Genomic DNA, 15,607 nt, shown 5'->3' with positions numbered 1-15,607 from the left:
AAAATGTTCAATACCGATTAATCGTCCAAGTTAATGAATAAATAGCTTTTTACCTTGAACGCAAACAGTTTTATCGCTGCCCTTGCTCGCGCATCATATATTCCGACGGATCCTGCAAAAACTTTTCCGGATCGAGGATCGACCCCCTGTTTTTTTCCAGCTCCTGCATTTTCAGATTATCGACACTGTCGCGCACATTCGGATTCAGAATTTGCCCGTTATCGTAATAAAGCGTGTACTGAAGATTGCCTTCTTTATCAAAGTATTTCCACTCGCCGTGGCGCAGGTTATTCCGGTATTCGGCAACCATTTGCTGACGGCCGTTTTCGTAACTCACCAGAAACAAACCATGCCGCATTCCCAGTTTCATTTTGCACTGCATGTACGGTTCGCCACTTTTGTAGAAAATTTGGTAGTCGCCGTCTTCCTTATCGTTAATCCACTCTTTTTCTTCCATTACTTCGCCGGTATCATAATACTGGTGCGATTTCCCATTTTTCAAACCAAGTTTATATTCTTCATCGGCAGTAAGCTGGCCATTCTTGTAAATCTTCCAAACACCTTCCTTTTGCTGATTTACATAGTTTCCTTCGGCCAGTTTTTTGCGCCAAACATCGAATAGTTGCGTGTAGGCCGTGTCGCCTTTATACTCGATAATTGCTTTTACCTGCCCTCCCGGATGATAGCGTTTCCACTCTCCAACCGGTTTATCATCTTTAAAATATCCTTCGTACAACAAACGTCCGTTGGCTTGTTTTTTCTGCCAAAGTCCCTGCCGCAAACCATTGGCATCGGTTTGGTTTGTTTGTGCAAAAACTAAGGTTGGAAGAAAGATCAATAAAGCAAGCAAATATCTCATATCGCACTATTTTAGGTAGAACGCGAAATTAGGGATTTATTTCAGTTCACATAAAAAAAGCTTTCCATCAATAGATGAAAAGCCTGTATTATTTAGATAAAATGTGTCTTTAATAGATCTCTTTGGTCATGCGTTCGGTGGCAGTCATGTAGTAACGCGCAAAGTTATCGTCTTTCATAAAAACGGTAAGTTGCTCGCGCCAGCCTTCTGCTTCTTCCGAAAGTTCGGCAATGCGACGCCCTGCTTCTTTATCGTTCGGGTCTGCACGAAATGCTTTAATCACCGGAATAAATTCATCCATCCAGTCTTCGTAACGATCCATTAATTTTTGCTGATCGCCTTCCAACGGGAACTCAGCCTTATCGTTCAATACTTTCGCTGAAAGTTTTTCTCCTGCCACAACACCGGCTCCAAGTGTTAATCCCAATTTTGTAAGAAAGCTTCTTCTGGTTTCTTCGTATTCGTTGCTCATTTCTGTGTTTTTTTAATCCACATTTCACAAACACAGTTGAAGCGGGAATGTTTAAGACGAGAGAAAGAAATCGCTTAAATAGCGTAGTTATTACAACGAAATCCATTTCCGTGACATACCAAATATGTACTAAACAAACATTTCCTTGAGCCTAATTATCCTTAAAATTCCCAAAATTCTATTATTAATTTTATTTCCTTTAAAATATCATCTTTTTAATATTTTTAATATGTTTTCTTTATAAAAAGATACCGTTTCAAAATAGATCAGACTACGATTTATTGATGAATTCTGGTATCAAAACGACAAAGTAAAAGGCTGGTAAAACAGCGTTGATTATGACAAAACGAAAGAAAAACATATTGAAATGAAACCAACATTATTAGTGTTAGCGGCCGGAATGGGAAGCCGCTACGGAGGACTAAAGCAGATGGATCCGATTGGCCCATCAAACGAAACGATTATCGACTACTCGATTTACGATGCTATTGAGGCGGGATTTGGCAAAATAGTCTTTGTTATTCGGGAAAGTTTTGCGCAGGAATTTAAAGCACTCTTTAATTCAAAAATCGCGGGTAGAATTGAAGTAGAGTACGTTACACAGGAGATTGATAAAGTTCCACAGCATTCAAAATACAATCCGGAAAGAGAAAAACCCTGGGGCACAGGCCATGCCATATTAATGGCAAAAAACTGCATTAACGAACCGTTTGCGGTTATTAACGCGGATGATTATTACGGAGCCGGCGCATTTAAAACCATGGCCGATTTTCTTGCGACCGAAGCCAGCGACAAAGAGAACTGTATGATCGGTTACCACTTGAAAAATACAATCTCTGAAAATGGTTCGGTTTCAAGAGGCGTTTGTTCCATAGATGAAAACGGTTTTCTGAAAGCGGTAAATGAACGCACGCACATTGAGCAAACAAGAGATGGAATTGCCTATAAAGAAAATGACCAGTGGATTTCGCTTGCAGCTGATACAACCGTTTCGATGAATTTCTGGGGTTTTACGCCACAACTGTTTAAGCATCTTGAAGCGCAGTTTATCACCTTTTTGGAGGAAAGAGGCGACGAATTAAAATCGGAATTCTATATACCATTTGTAGTTTCGGAAATTATCAAAAGTGGCGTTACGCAGTTCAAAGTGTTAAAGTCGGATGCGCAATGGTTTGGCGTTACTTACAGCGAAGACAAAGCAAAAGCTGTTAAAGCCATAAACAGCCTGATCGACAAAAATGTGTACCCGGCTAAACTCTGGCAGAACAAAAGTTTACCTACCAATTAAGTGGGTACCAACAAAAGTTTTACGAAAAGAAATCAGCGTTTCTAAATACAAAAAATTACAATAAAAAAATGGCATTAATAAGTTCAATATCAGGAATCCGCGGAACAATTGGCGGACAACCCGGAGAGTCGCTCTCCCCTTTCGACATACTAAAATTTGCTGGTGCGTACGGCACCTGGATAAAACAAAACGCAGAAAAACCAACAGTAGTTATCGGTCGCGATGCGCGCGTGTCGGGACAGATGGTTCTGAATTTGATTGTTGGCACATTAAACAGCCTCGGAATCGATGTAATTGATTTGGGACTGGCACCAACACCAACCGTGGAAATTGCCATTCCGATGGAAAAAGCACACGGTGGAATTATTATCACCGCCAGCCACAATCCCGGCAACTGGAATGCATTAAAACTACTGAACCACAAAGGCGAATTTATTTCGCAAGCTGATGGTGAAGAAATTCTAAAACAGGCACAAAAAGCAGCTTTCGAATTTGTGGAAGCACAATCAATTGGAAGCTACACTACAAACGATTCGTACATCGACAAACACATCGAAAGCATTCTGAACCTGCCTTTGGTTGATCAGGAAGCAATAAAAGAAGCACAACTAAAAGTAGCTGTCGACAGTGTAAACTCGGTAGGAAATCCATCGATTCCAAAACTGCTAAAAGCGCTGGGTGTTGCGGAAGTGGTTGAAATTTTCGCTGAGCCAAATGGAAAATTTTCAAGAGTTGCGGAGCCGCTGGAAGAAAACTTAACCGAACTGTGTAAAACTGTTAGCGAAAATAATTTAGACCTCGGAATTGCAGTTGATCCGGATGTAGACAGGCTGGCACTGGTTGATGAAAATGGTAAAGCTTTTGGCGAGGAATATACATTAGTGTCGATCTCGGATTACATTTTGTCGAATACACCCGGCACAGTTGCAGCTAACCTTTCTTCTACCAATGCATTAAAAGACATTGCCAAAAAACACTATGTTGAGTTTTATGAGTCGGCAGTTGGCGAAGTAAATGTTGTGGAGCAAATGAAAAAAGTAAATGCGGTAATCGGTGGCGAAGGAAACGGAGGCGTTATTTATCCTGAACTTCATTATGGCCGTGATGCTTTGGTTGGCGTCGCTTTGTTTCTAACGCAGCTGGCAAAATCGAAAAAAAGTGCCTCAGAAATCAGAGCGCAATATCCCAATTACGAAATGTTAAAAGACAAAATTGAGTTTGACGAAAATGTTGATTTGAACCAATTATTGCAGGAGGTAAAAGCATCATTCCCGGAATGCAAAACCAATGAAATTGACGGCTTAAAACTCTATTTTGAAGATGGCTGGGCACACATGCGCAAATCGAACACCGAGCCAATTGTCAGGATTTATATCGAAAGTACAAGCCTTGACAGGGCTAAAGAAATAAATACTAGAATTCGAACAATCACTAAAACCAATTAATATGAAAACTGATCTAAAACAAATTGCAGCCAATTTTCAAATCGAAGGAGAAATTGAGTCGATAAAACCTCTTGGTGAGGGATTTATTAACGACACGTTCTATTTAAAAACCGTTGACGAAAGTACTCCCGACTATCTGCTGCAACGTAAAAACAAATCGATTTTCACCGACGTTCCGGCAATGATGGACAACATCGAGCGCGTAACCCTTCATCTAAAAGAAAAGATAAAACGCAACGGTGGCGATCCGATGCGTGAAGCAATGACGGTAACAAAAAGTAAGAGAAATGAACTTTATTACCAGGACGAAGCCGGTGAATATTGGGCCATGTGTTATTTTATAAAAGGCAGTGTTACTTACGAAAAAGCCGACACACCTGAACTGGCCTACGCCGGCGGACGGGGAATTGGAAAATTTCAGGCGATGACTTCTGATTTTGAAGGAACGCTGGCTGATATCCTGCCGGGGTTTCATAACATTCGCTATCGTTTTGAACAGTGGGACAAGGTGCTTGCTGAAGATCCGGTGCAAAGGAAAGCAGAAGTACAGGAGGAAATCAGCTGGATTGAAAGTCGCAAGGAAGAGATGCTCAACTTCTGGAAGTTGGTGGAAGACGGTACTATCCCGGCACGAGTAACGCACAACGACACCAAAATCAACAATATTCTTTTTGATGAAAAAGGCGATGTGTTATGTGTGATTGACCTCGACACCGTATTAAGCAGCACGGCCCTTAACGACTTTGGAGATGCAATTCGTTCGTATACCAACACCGGTTTGGAAGACGATGAAAATCTGGAAAACGTTTCGATGGATATGGAAACTTTTACGGCTTATGCCCAGGGTTACCTCAAAGAAACCAGCTCTTTTCTGACACAACCGGAAATTGATTATTTAGCATTTTCGGCAAAATACATTACCTACGAACAGGTACTCCGTTTTTTAATGGATTACATTGACGGCGACAATTATTACAAAATAAAAAGCCCGAATCATAACCTCGTTCGTACCCATGCCCAATACAAATTGCTGCAAAGTATTGAGCAACAATTTGAAGACATGAAAAAAATTGTGAGCAGATTAACTGCAAATTAGGCAAAAAAAAAATCACCAGAAGACAATTGAAATAAATTGTCTTTTGGTGATTTCTCTTTGTTAACTTTTACGCTAACTCCCGAAATATTCAAATTGAATTATTCCACAGGTAAAGCGCTAAAGTCGATATTCGGAACCACTCCCAAAACCGGGCGCTCGTGATTGGTATCAACCACAGAAGTTTCGTTGAAAAATCCACAGTTTTTTAGATAAAAACCATTGTCGCCGCTTATGTAACCTCCGGCATAATCCAGGCGTGCTTCATCGCGCGCCGTTGCATCGGCAGTAAACTTTGCTTTGGTAACTTCGTACCATGTGCCGTTTGTATCGTAAACCCACTGGTTATTGTAGTAAGCCATACGCTCAATCGGACCGGTTTTGGTATCGAAGTTCTCCAAAAATGAATACAACCCGGTTAAATAAGTATTGGTTTTCGGACGTCGCCAGGAAGCAACAAAGAGCCACTTTTCCTGCTCGGTATCATAAAACCACGCCGAATAATCGGTTGTATTTTCACCACTTGGCTCCCCTTTCAGTAAAAAGCGGTAAGTAGTTCCGGCTTTCCAGTTCACCTGCATGTAACTTTGTCCGCCCGAGCCTTCATTACCAAAATCGTTGGTTGTTGTATTTGCACCTTTGGCAAGCAGTTGTACGCGCTGATCTTCAGGAATAGTACTTGGATCGTCGGTAGAATACGGACTCCACACCGAAAACAGCACTCTGCGTTCAGAGATAGAATTTACCTGCATCCCAAAGTATCCCTGTCCGAAACCGTTTGCCATGTAATACGATCCGATCACATCGTTACCTTCAGGAACTGTAATTTCGTTGTAAAACCAAACAACATCCGAAGCCTCAGCAGGCACTATGTAACCTAAATGCACCGACGGGCCACGACGTCCCCAGTAGAAATAATCTTCGTTCGAATAATGCACGCCTGATTTACAAGCATCGCCGCCAAGCGAAACCGATTCGATTGTTGCAAACTGATCGGCAGTTTTATCTTCTCCCTGCAAATCGAGGTAATAATATCCCGGCTCCGAAACGGTGAAAGTTCCTACAAATTCCATCCGGTTGGTGGTATTATCAAGCACGATCTCTTTGGTCTCATTCAAAAAAGTAGCTTTTAATGTAGAACTTCCGCTGCTAACTTTTCCCTTAACACCGATATGAATACTGCCTGCCGATTCCACCCGAAACCAGGTGCGCAGAATTGAAGATTTTGAACTCCAGTTGAAATTTTTAAAGTCGTCGGTTTTTAACTGGTTTCCACCAACATTGGTAACAAACCAACTGTTTCCTTCGCACGGAATTTGGTACGACATTGTTGGAATTTCCTCTTCTTCTGCTACTTCATCTTTTTGGCACGAAATAACCGAAAGCGGAAAAACTAACAATACAAATAATAAATTCAGTCTAAATTTTTGTCTCATAAGTCTCATCTGTCTGCTGTTAAAAAAAATCAGACTTTTGCTGATGTAAATATACACCACAAAAGCCTGATTTATTATCTGTTATAATTGATTACGGATTTTGAATTAAATTCGGTTGCGCCAAAATCTGTGGCTCAGGAATGTAATCCACTACACGAGGACTGCTTGCAGGCACTGTTAACAGCGGGTTTGCGCCCCTGTCGTGAGTTCCCGGATATCTTCTGTCCAATGTTAAACCATTTCTGAAAATATCGTAACGGCGGTGAGCTTCGAAAGCCAACTCTAAACGACGCTCTTCAAGTACAACATCCATGATAGTTTTACCTTCAGGAACTTCATCGTAAGTTGGAATATTTGCTCTTTCTCTGATCAGGTTAACATCTGCAAGAGCACCATCAGTATCGCCCGTTTTTGCGCGTGCTTCTGCACGGTTCAGGTACATTTCGGCCAAGCGCGAAATAATTGGCGAGAACAATTGTGGCTGACCTTCCTGGTTCGAACATTTTATTACGAAGAACTTAGGATATCCCTGGCGTACAGGCATCTTTTTATCCAAACGAACGTAAGTTTTTCCGCTAATAAATTCGCCTTCGGTGATGTAGTATTTTGTTACGCCATCAACTTCTTCAGTCATTACAGTTTGCGTTCCGTTGTACTCGTACTCCCAGCTTTCGCCGTTGTTGGTAACATCGTACATTTTAAACATTCTCGAGCCGGCAGGAGAAGACTTGTCGTACGAATAAGTGATTTCATAAGTGTCGCCATCGATGTACTGCGGATCGATAAATTTATGTCTTCTGTCGCCTGGATTTTCATCCAGCAAGTCGCGGTATGGTTCTGAAGCGTACATTTCACCCCAGCCAACTCCGTCGATTGTTGCATACATTCCACCAAACGCGTACCAACCGTAGTCGTCTTCGTCTTTTAATGCGCGGCAAGCAAAAATAACTTCCGAGTTATCTTCAGGAACCATTGTTGGGAACGTTTCGTAATCCGATCCTTGCAACAACGCGAAATTGTTCGACTCAATAACTTCGGTAGCAAAACTTGATGCTTTTGCATTGTCTTCCATGTACAAATAAACTCTCGACAACATTGCTTTTGCAGCTTGTTCCGAAGCATAAATATTGTACTCGGCATCAACACGTTTAAAGTTGCTCATCAACTCGGCCGCTGTTGTCAGGTCTTCAATGATCAGATCGTAAACCTCTTTTACAGTGGCACGCGGAGGCATGTTATCCACATCAGGTTCAGCATCTAAAACGATAGGCACACCTAAGTTGTTGGTTGGATCCTGGTTGTAAGGACGGCCCCAAATATTTACCAGGTTAAAGTAGAAGAAAGCACGCAGGTAATACATTTCGCCAATTACGTGGTTCATGCGGTCGGTTCCCTGCTGTGCTTTATCAATTACTTTATTGGCGTTAACAATACCTTTGTAACAAGTTGACCACAAGCTATTCAGGTGATAGTTTGTTGGCGTATGCTGGTAGTTGTACATGTAGTACAAATTGTCGGTAGTTGATCCGCTAAGCGCAATGTTATCGCCACCAAATTCGCCATGAAAGTGGTAAGGGCGCATAAATTCATTGGTTTTCAACAAAGCGTAAGTTCCAAGTGCTGCCGCCTCAATTCCTAATTCGTCGGCAAACACCATTTCATCTGATAAATCCTGAAACGGGTCTCTTGTAATATCGCAGGCTGCGAAAGAGAGCGCAACAAGAATGGCTATAAAAGAATATATTTTTTTCATCTTATTATTATTGATTGTTATTCTATGGTATAAGATGGAACTCCCTTTAAAACAATCTCGCTTTTAGCTGAGAAATATTCGTCCGGTCGTTTCATTTTAATACTGTTATTCATGAATACTGTTTATGCTTAAAAGTCGATTTTAATACCTGCCAATACCTTTTTCGACAGTGGGTAAAGCGCTCCTGATTCCGGATCCATTCCCGACCAATCGGTAATAGTTACCAGGTTGTCGCCACTGATATAAACTGAAGCATTTTTAACTTTGATAGCGTCGGTAGCTACTTTAGGCAAACGGTACGACAGTGTTACGTTACGCAGACGAATGTAGCTTGCATCTTCCAGGTAACGCGATGATGGTTTGTTCGCGTTAACACCACCGTTAAATGGTGCCGGATGTGTAGCAATATCGCCCGGTTTTTCCCAACGGCTCCAGCCATCAGCAAGATTCATGTTGTTAAACGATGCATACGAACCATCGCTGTCGAATAACTCGCGGTTACCGTTGTATTTATAAATGTCTTCAACAAAACTGATGTTTGCAGTTAAAGTAAAGTTATCGTAAGTAAAAGTGTTCAATACTCCACCGGTGTAAGTTGGTGTAGCTTTCGAACCGGTATACTGCAAAGTTGCATCGGCATAGTTCGATGTCAATTCAACGGTTTCAGTACCATCTTCGTTTACCACAATCTGCTCCCATAAAGGCTCGCCATTTGATGGATTTGCACCGTACCAAATACGTTGGTAGTACGAATCCATGTCGTAACCTTGCTCAATACGAACGTTACCCGAAGTGTAAGCTTTGTCTTCGAACAATTCCTTTACACGGTTTTTGTTGTAGGCAAAGTTGATGGTCATGTCCCAGTTAAATTTCGATGTTTTTACAATCTCAGGAGTTACCGATAATTCGTAACCTTTGTTGGTAACACGACCAACGTTCATCCAAACCCCGTTGTAACCCGACAATGCAGGAAGTGGAACGTAAGTCAACAGGTTGTCGCTGTTTTTATAATACACATCGAGGTTTAAAGCAACGCGGTTAAATAAACGAGTGTTGATAGCCGTGTTGTAGCTGGTAACTTTCTCCCAGCTAATATCAGGGTTACCTTTTTGGTATGGAGTTGCGGCACTGTTTCCGTTGTATTGAGCCACAAAAGCATAGTAACCAAGGTACTGGAATCCGCCCGGAGCGTTACCAACCTGTCCCATACTGGCTGACCATTTCAGAACATCAACCCATCTTACGTTGCTCATAAAATCTTCGTGGTGAAGGTTCCAACCCAAACTTGCCGACCAGAAATTACCGTATTGGTTGTTCGGACCGAAACTGCTTGATCCCTGACGGTTGAATGATGCAGTTGCCAAATACTTGTTATCGTAAGCGTACTGCAAGTTTACCAACATACTTTGTTTGGCGCTTTCCCATTTCGAACCACCAACACTTACCGCCTCGGCAGTTGCATTCAGCACATTTAAACCTGCTGCAACACCTTTACCTGTTGCGTTGGCACCATCTGAATAATAATCGCTGTATTCCCATGCCACAAATGCATTCAGGTTATGCTTGTCGAATGTTTTCTTGAAACGAAGCATTTGGTTAGTGAAACGTGTTCTGCTAAAGCTGTAAGCTTCGTATAATCTTCCTCTGTCAGCCTGACCACTGATAGAACGTGGATCGGTGTACGATTCACTTTGTCCGTAACCTAAGGCAACGTTGTTCATCGACGAGAAAGTAAGCCACTCGTTAATTTTGTAATCAACGCCAACGTTAATACGGAAATTGTTACCGCGCGATTTGCCATAATTGTACTGAAGGTCGTACAAATAGTTGTTTTCATCGCGGCCATACCATACTTTACCATTTTCAAGTAGGTATTTTTTGCCGCTGTCAACTCGTGGATCCAAAACCGATCCGTCAGGTAAATAAGGCTCATCCCATGGCATGTATGTAAACATGTTATAAGTTGAGTGTTCCTGGTTGAAGGTGTTGGTGTAATTACCTGAAAGATTTGCTTGGATCACCAGTCGTTTTGTAGCATTGATTTCAAGGTTGGCAATACCCGAAAAACGCTCGTATTCGTAGCCTTTTAAAGCACCGGTTTCGTTGTAGTAAGTACCCGACAAATAAGCCAGAATTTTATCGTTTCCACCCGAGTAGTTTACGTTGTATTCTTGTGCCTGTCCGGTTTGTGTACCAATGTCCATCCAATCGGTATCAGTATTCAACACATCTTCAGTAACGTTCGGATTCCATGTTTTTTGGTAGTCGTATAACTCCTGAGAGTTCATCAGTGAAAAGTTTCCGGTATTAAATGTAGTGGCACCGTACGATGCATTCACATTAACAACCGACATCCCTTTTTCAGCTCTTTTGGTTTGCAACAGAATAACACCGTTTGCAGCCAACGAACCATATAACGAGGTTGCCGATGCATCTTTTAATACAGTAATACTTTCAATGTCGTCAGGGCTAAAACCCGGATCGTCGTTACCCATAATAATACCATCAACAACCCAAAGCGGTTTGGTAGTACCCGACAGCGAACCTTTACCACGAATAGTGATCTCGGTTCCGGCACCCGGCTTACCACTGCTTGTGCTGGTGTGCATACCTGCTACTTTACCTTGTAACATTGATGCTACGTTTGGTGCAAAAACATCTTTAAGTTCTTCTGCATCGATAGCAACTGCCGAACCTGTTAAATTCGATTTTTTGGTCGTTCCATATGCTACAACCATTACCTCGTCGAGGTCGGTAGTAGAGCTTACCAACGAAACGTTAATCGTAGTTTTGCCTTCTGTTGCAATCTCCTGTTTTTCGTAACCTACAAACGAAAACACCAAAGTTGCATTGGCTTCGGGCACTTCAAGCGAATAATTACCATCAAAATCGCTGGTAATACCCGTGGTTGTACCTTTAATAATAATACTAACACCCGGTAACGATTCGTTGGTCTTGCTATCGGTTACCGTACCGGAAATTGTGGTTGATTGTGCATTTGCAAACGTTGCAAACAAGAACATAAACATAACCAGGCCGATTGCCTTGTTTATGCCCGAAAGGAAAGTGTTTTTATTGTTTTTTCGATCAGAACCGAAATTTTGTATATATCTCATAATTTTTGTCTTTGTTCTGTAACTTTAGAATGACTTATTATCCGTAATTGCCCTGCCTTAGTAATCAAGCAAACCATCGTCGAATACTTTCAACTCGCCCATTGTGGTAAATGACTGACCGGTAGTACGGGTGTCCAAAATCCTGATGCGGAAGTATTTTGAAGAATAGTTTTTATCCAGCGACAACTCGTTATAGTCAGGACGAACTTTAGCATCGAAACGTTCCGAAGTCCAAACGGTAGTATAGTTTGTACCATCAGTACTGGTCTGCACATCGAACTGAGCCGGGTCGATACCTCTTGTAGAAGGTGAACGTGTCCAGAACTGGAATCCACCAATATATTTGGCTTCAGCGAAAGTGATTTGAATGTAGTGAGGAAGTGGTTCAACTATAGCAGTCTCCTCGTTCGACCATGCCGAATGCCAGAAAGTTGAAGGATCGCCATCAACAAGATTTTCCTTCGGACCTTCCCAAATTTCCTGGGTAAAAGTCTCTAACATATCTCCGGTAAGCGGATGGAAGGTTTTTCCTGCTTTGGTTGTAAATGCGATTGTTTCGCCATACGAAGTACCGGCTTCGTTGGCGGCGTAAGCGCGCACTTTGTAGTCCGATTTTGCTGTTAAACCATCCAGCGTAATCGAATAGTCCCAATATTCTTCCGATATTCCTGACTGGGTGAATTTTCCAACAGGAACGAAATTATCCATTGTTGTTGGTTCACGGTCCTCATCGGTCCAGCAAATTCCCAAAGCAAGTACATCCGATCCACCGTTGTCGGTAAGACTTCCGCTAACCACTGCGTTAATGTCAGCAATTTCGGTAACCTCGCCCGTTACAGTAGTTGGCAGGGTACCAACTTCATCGTCGTCGCAACTCGCGGTAAAGAAAACTGCCGCCAATGCAAGCATAAAAACGGAGAGTTTGGTAGCACCGTTATGCAGCATTTTTTCATAATTACTTCTTTTCATTTTTTTGATTTTTGTAGATTAATTTGACATAAATAATTCTCTCAACTAATTATTAATTCTTGTGTTTCCTCTCGGCACGGCTCATGAGCGAGCTCTCGCCAATTATTTATAAACTGACGAGCCTCAAGCGGGCACCCCCTATGTCAAAATCTGATAAAAATGAAAGAAAGATGAATTATTGTCGTTTTTGTAGTATTTACAATTACTTAATTCTATTTAATACGAAATTTCACAGCAATTTGACATCGACACAAAGTCGATTATGCAATGTTTTGTATAAGCCTCAACCTAAGAAAGTTGAAGCACTGAAGTAGTAGATTTCGGCTCAGGAATAAGCTTCTCCGTATCGGTTTAATTCCAGGATTCCTATTTTTCTGCCTTTAGTTTGTATGAGTCGTTTTTTTCGTAAATCTGATAATATTCGTATGGTATTTTCTTCGTTAGCTCCAATGTGTCCGGCAATTTCCATTCGTTTAATCGAAACGTTTATCATATTGTCCTGATCCAGGTTAAAACGTTCCCTCAAATCCAGCAACAGATCAATAATCCGCTGTCGGTTCGTTTTCTGCGATAAACTAATAATGGTGTTTTGTGCAGCTCCCAACTCGCGGCAGCTCAGCTGCAAAAGCATCATCCTAACCTGTACATTCTCAGCAAACAGTTTGTTTACAATTTGAATGGGAACAAAAATCAACCGGGCCTTTTCCATGCAGGTTGTAAACTCGGTTGCAGGTATTTGGTTCATTGCCGAATCGAAGCCAACCATATCGTTATAACTGAGTATCTGATAGATCTGCTCCTTATTTTTCGAACCGATTTTGAACTGTTTCAAAACCCCGCGCTCGATAAAATAAATCCCTTTTAATTTCTGTCCGGGACGGTAAAGCGTTTCACCAACATTCAGCTCAACCAACTGTAAATCCTTACTCAGGTCAGCCAGCTCCTCAAGCGTTAAGTGTTTAAATAAATGAATAAACCTTACGTTAACGGTTGTACTATTTATTCTACTCTTTTTCAATTCAATCTCACTATTAAATTACTGAATGATGCAGTTCGTCTGCCATTTGTTTATTGACGAAAGTGAGACACGTTTACCCTACTTTGAGAAATTAAAATCCGCAAGAATTATTTTTCACGCAGATGGCGCAGATTTGCGCAGAAAAAGAAGGAATTAAAATTGTGACATTTTGAAGAGCAGAATCAGAAGTGGTAGGTATTCTTTTAGCTCGATGCGGAGTGTTTTTAATGCACGGCTAATCAGCGCTTCAACAGCTTTTACCGAGATTCCCATTTTTTCGGCAATCTCGGGATAAGTCAGATTTTCGAAGCGGCTGTATTCAAATGCAATTCGGCAACGTTCGGGTAAATTCGATAAAACGACAACCAACTTTTCTTCGAATTCGTGTGCCAGAACCAGGTTCTCGGTGGTGTTTTCAACCTCATCGTTTGCGGCTCCCTGCTGATGCGTTTTATTCAACACATTTACCTTTCGCATGTGGTCGATACATTGGTTGCGCACCATCGAGGTGAGGTAGCTGGGCAGGTTTTTTATCGACCCGGCCTCTTCGCGTTTCCCCCAAAGTTTTATAAACGATTCCTGAACAATGCCCTGAGCTTCATCAATATCTTTAACATACACCGTTGCCTGGGCACACAGTGCTTTGTAGTATTTTCTGAAAATAAAGTCGAACGCTCTTTCCTGCCCCCTGGCAAGCTCAGCTAATACGAAGCTATTATTTTGGATTTCGCTTTCCGGCATTCCTGTTTTCTTACGGCTCAAATATAGCCATTAAAGCCTAAATTCACTGGTTAATCACATTTGTTTTCCTATTTAACAAAACTCTTGAACACTACTAATGATGCCAGTTTCAGCGCATCTCGCTTAACATTTTTAGTGCCGGTTGGTAATTCATTCCGGCTGCAATTTGCAAGTCGTTCCTTGCCGATGTTTTATCGTTGTTTTGCATAAAAAACATTGCACGGTTAAAATAAGTTTCGGGGTTATTCGTCGCCTGCGAAACGGCCTGCGAATACACCTCCAGCGCCTTGTTATTTTCCTGTATTTCCTGGTACACTTTAGCTTTGCCAAAATAAGCCGACAAATCGGACGGATTTAATCGAATCGAAACCTCAAAATCGACAAGTGCCTCGTCGTATTTTTTGGTAATAGCATGAATAACTCCACGGTTGATATACGTAACATTACTTTCGGGATTCAGCTCGATCGAGCGGTTAAAATCGGCCAGTGCTTTTTCCAGGTTTCGCTTTTGGCGCCATAACATTCCGCGGTTGCTGTAAGCCATAAAATTAAACCCGTCGATGGCAATTGCCCGGTTAAAATCATCTAAAGCCTTATCCTCATTTTTTAACGTAAGATTGGCATTTCCACGGCTTAGCAAATATTCCGCTTTCCCGGGATTTAGTTCAACTGCCTTGTTAAAATGTTTCATTGCTTCAGTTGGCTGTTTCAGCATCATCAGCGCATGTGCTTTGCCATGATGTGCATCCGCGTTTTTTGGATTAAATTCAAGCGCTTTATTAAAGTATTCCAGCGCTTCCCCGTACTGATTTTCCTTTGATTTGATTTCACCCATACGTAATGCAAAAGCATCGTCTTCCAAAAATTTAGGAACGATTTCAAATTTTGCTTCGGGCGACATATTAATAAATTCAGGAATATTGGCAGCCCTGTTTCCTGAAGCAAAATACTCGAGATAAACCGGTGGCGAGTCATTTCCATCCTCGTCAATATGCGTGAGCAACAACTGTGTGTACGGGCCGTATTTTTTTGATGAAAACACCATCCAGCGGCTATTTGGTGCTATCGAGTGCCACGAGTTCATGTTCTCCGAATTACAATTCATTAAACGTGTTTCGCCCCCTTCAACCGGTTGAATATACAGTTTACTGTCGGGCATTAGCAACATAAAACTTTCGGCTTTACAAAAGATCATGTATTTCCCGTCGGGAGTAAAACGTGGAAAATAATTACTCATGCCGTTGTTTGATGCTCCCGGAACTGGCTCGGCTTTTCCGCCTTTGCCATTGTTAAACGGAATGCGGTAAATATCGAACTTAAAAAGTTTTTCGCGTTCTAAAAAAGCATTCAAAAATTTGTTGTACGCTTTGTAATCGACGGCTTGCGAACCTCTGAAAATTCCACTTTCTTCCAGATG

At 41.7% G+C, this 15,607-nt stretch carries 12 protein-coding genes; 3 read left to right on the top strand and 9 right to left on the bottom strand.

Annotated features, from left to right (window positions below; translation table 11 throughout):
* Positions 1-70: 70 nt before the first annotated feature.
* Together QZ576_RS20475 and QZ576_RS20470 are read right to left on the bottom strand one after the other, a co-directional pair.
* Positions 71-859, bottom strand: coding sequence for a hypothetical protein (locus QZ576_RS20475; protein ID WP_297100836.1), 789 nt, complete (start codon positions 857-859; stop codon positions 71-73).
* Positions 860-968: 109 nt separating this feature from the next.
* Positions 969-1,331, bottom strand: a complete 363-nt coding sequence (locus QZ576_RS20470; RefSeq protein ID WP_297100834.1) for a hypothetical protein — start codon at positions 1,329-1,331, stop codon at positions 969-971.
* Between the two features lie 367 nt (positions 1,332-1,698).
* Between QZ576_RS20470 and QZ576_RS20465 the strand changes: the two genes are divergently transcribed.
* From QZ576_RS20465 to QZ576_RS20455, 3 genes are all read left to right on the top strand, one after another.
* Positions 1,699-2,619, top strand: coding sequence for a sugar phosphate nucleotidyltransferase (locus QZ576_RS20465; protein WP_297100831.1), 921 nt, complete (start codon positions 1,699-1,701; stop codon positions 2,617-2,619).
* A 68-nt stretch (positions 2,620-2,687) separates the two neighbouring features.
* Positions 2,688-4,064: a phosphoglucosamine mutase gene (gene glmM, locus QZ576_RS20460; RefSeq protein ID WP_297100827.1), complete on the top strand. Its 1,377-nt coding sequence runs from the start codon at positions 2,688-2,690 to the stop codon at positions 4,062-4,064.
* 1 nt (position 4,065) lies between these two features.
* Positions 4,066-5,160 (top strand): phosphotransferase enzyme family protein, encoded by a 1,095-nt coding sequence (locus tag QZ576_RS20455; protein ID WP_297100824.1) that lies wholly within the window; start codon positions 4,066-4,068, stop codon positions 5,158-5,160.
* Between the two features lie 98 nt (positions 5,161-5,258).
* Here QZ576_RS20455 and QZ576_RS20450 read toward each other — a convergent pair whose 3' ends face one another.
* The 7 genes from QZ576_RS20450 to QZ576_RS20420 form a co-directional block, all read right to left on the bottom strand.
* Entirely contained in the window at positions 5,259-6,593 is a 1,335-nt protein-coding gene (locus QZ576_RS20450) for a DUF3472 domain-containing protein (protein ID WP_297100822.1), read from the bottom strand.
* A 91-nt stretch (positions 6,594-6,684) separates the two neighbouring features.
* Positions 6,685-8,346, bottom strand: coding sequence for a RagB/SusD family nutrient uptake outer membrane protein (locus tag QZ576_RS20445; RefSeq protein WP_297100820.1), 1,662 nt, complete (start codon positions 8,344-8,346; stop codon positions 6,685-6,687).
* A gap of 128 nt (positions 8,347-8,474) precedes the next feature.
* A complete protein-coding gene (locus QZ576_RS20440; RefSeq protein WP_297100819.1) occupies positions 8,475-11,462 on the bottom strand; it encodes a SusC/RagA family TonB-linked outer membrane protein in 2,988 nt (995 codons plus the stop codon).
* Between the two features lie 57 nt (positions 11,463-11,519).
* Positions 11,520-12,431 carry a discoidin domain-containing protein gene (locus QZ576_RS20435; protein WP_297100817.1) on the bottom strand — a complete coding sequence of 304 codons (912 nt, stop codon included), beginning with the start codon at positions 12,429-12,431 and terminating at the stop codon, positions 11,520-11,522.
* A 325-nt stretch (positions 12,432-12,756) separates the two neighbouring features.
* Positions 12,757-13,449 carry a Crp/Fnr family transcriptional regulator gene (locus QZ576_RS20430; RefSeq protein WP_297100815.1) on the bottom strand — a complete coding sequence of 231 codons (693 nt, stop codon included), beginning with the start codon at positions 13,447-13,449 and terminating at the stop codon, positions 12,757-12,759.
* 153 nt (positions 13,450-13,602) lie between these two features.
* Positions 13,603-14,211: an RNA polymerase sigma-70 factor gene (locus tag QZ576_RS20425; protein WP_297100813.1), complete on the bottom strand. Its 609-nt coding sequence runs from the start codon at positions 14,209-14,211 to the stop codon at positions 13,603-13,605.
* A gap of 88 nt (positions 14,212-14,299) precedes the next feature.
* The coding region (locus QZ576_RS20420) for a tetratricopeptide repeat protein (protein ID WP_297100810.1) at positions 14,300-15,607 on the bottom strand (1,308 nt) is incomplete at its 5' end.

The sequence above is a fragment of the uncultured Draconibacterium sp. genome, assembly GCF_913060805.1.
GTDB lineage: Bacteria > Bacteroidota > Bacteroidia > Bacteroidales > Prolixibacteraceae > Draconibacterium.
This window is presented reverse-complemented; position numbering and strand designations above follow the sequence as displayed.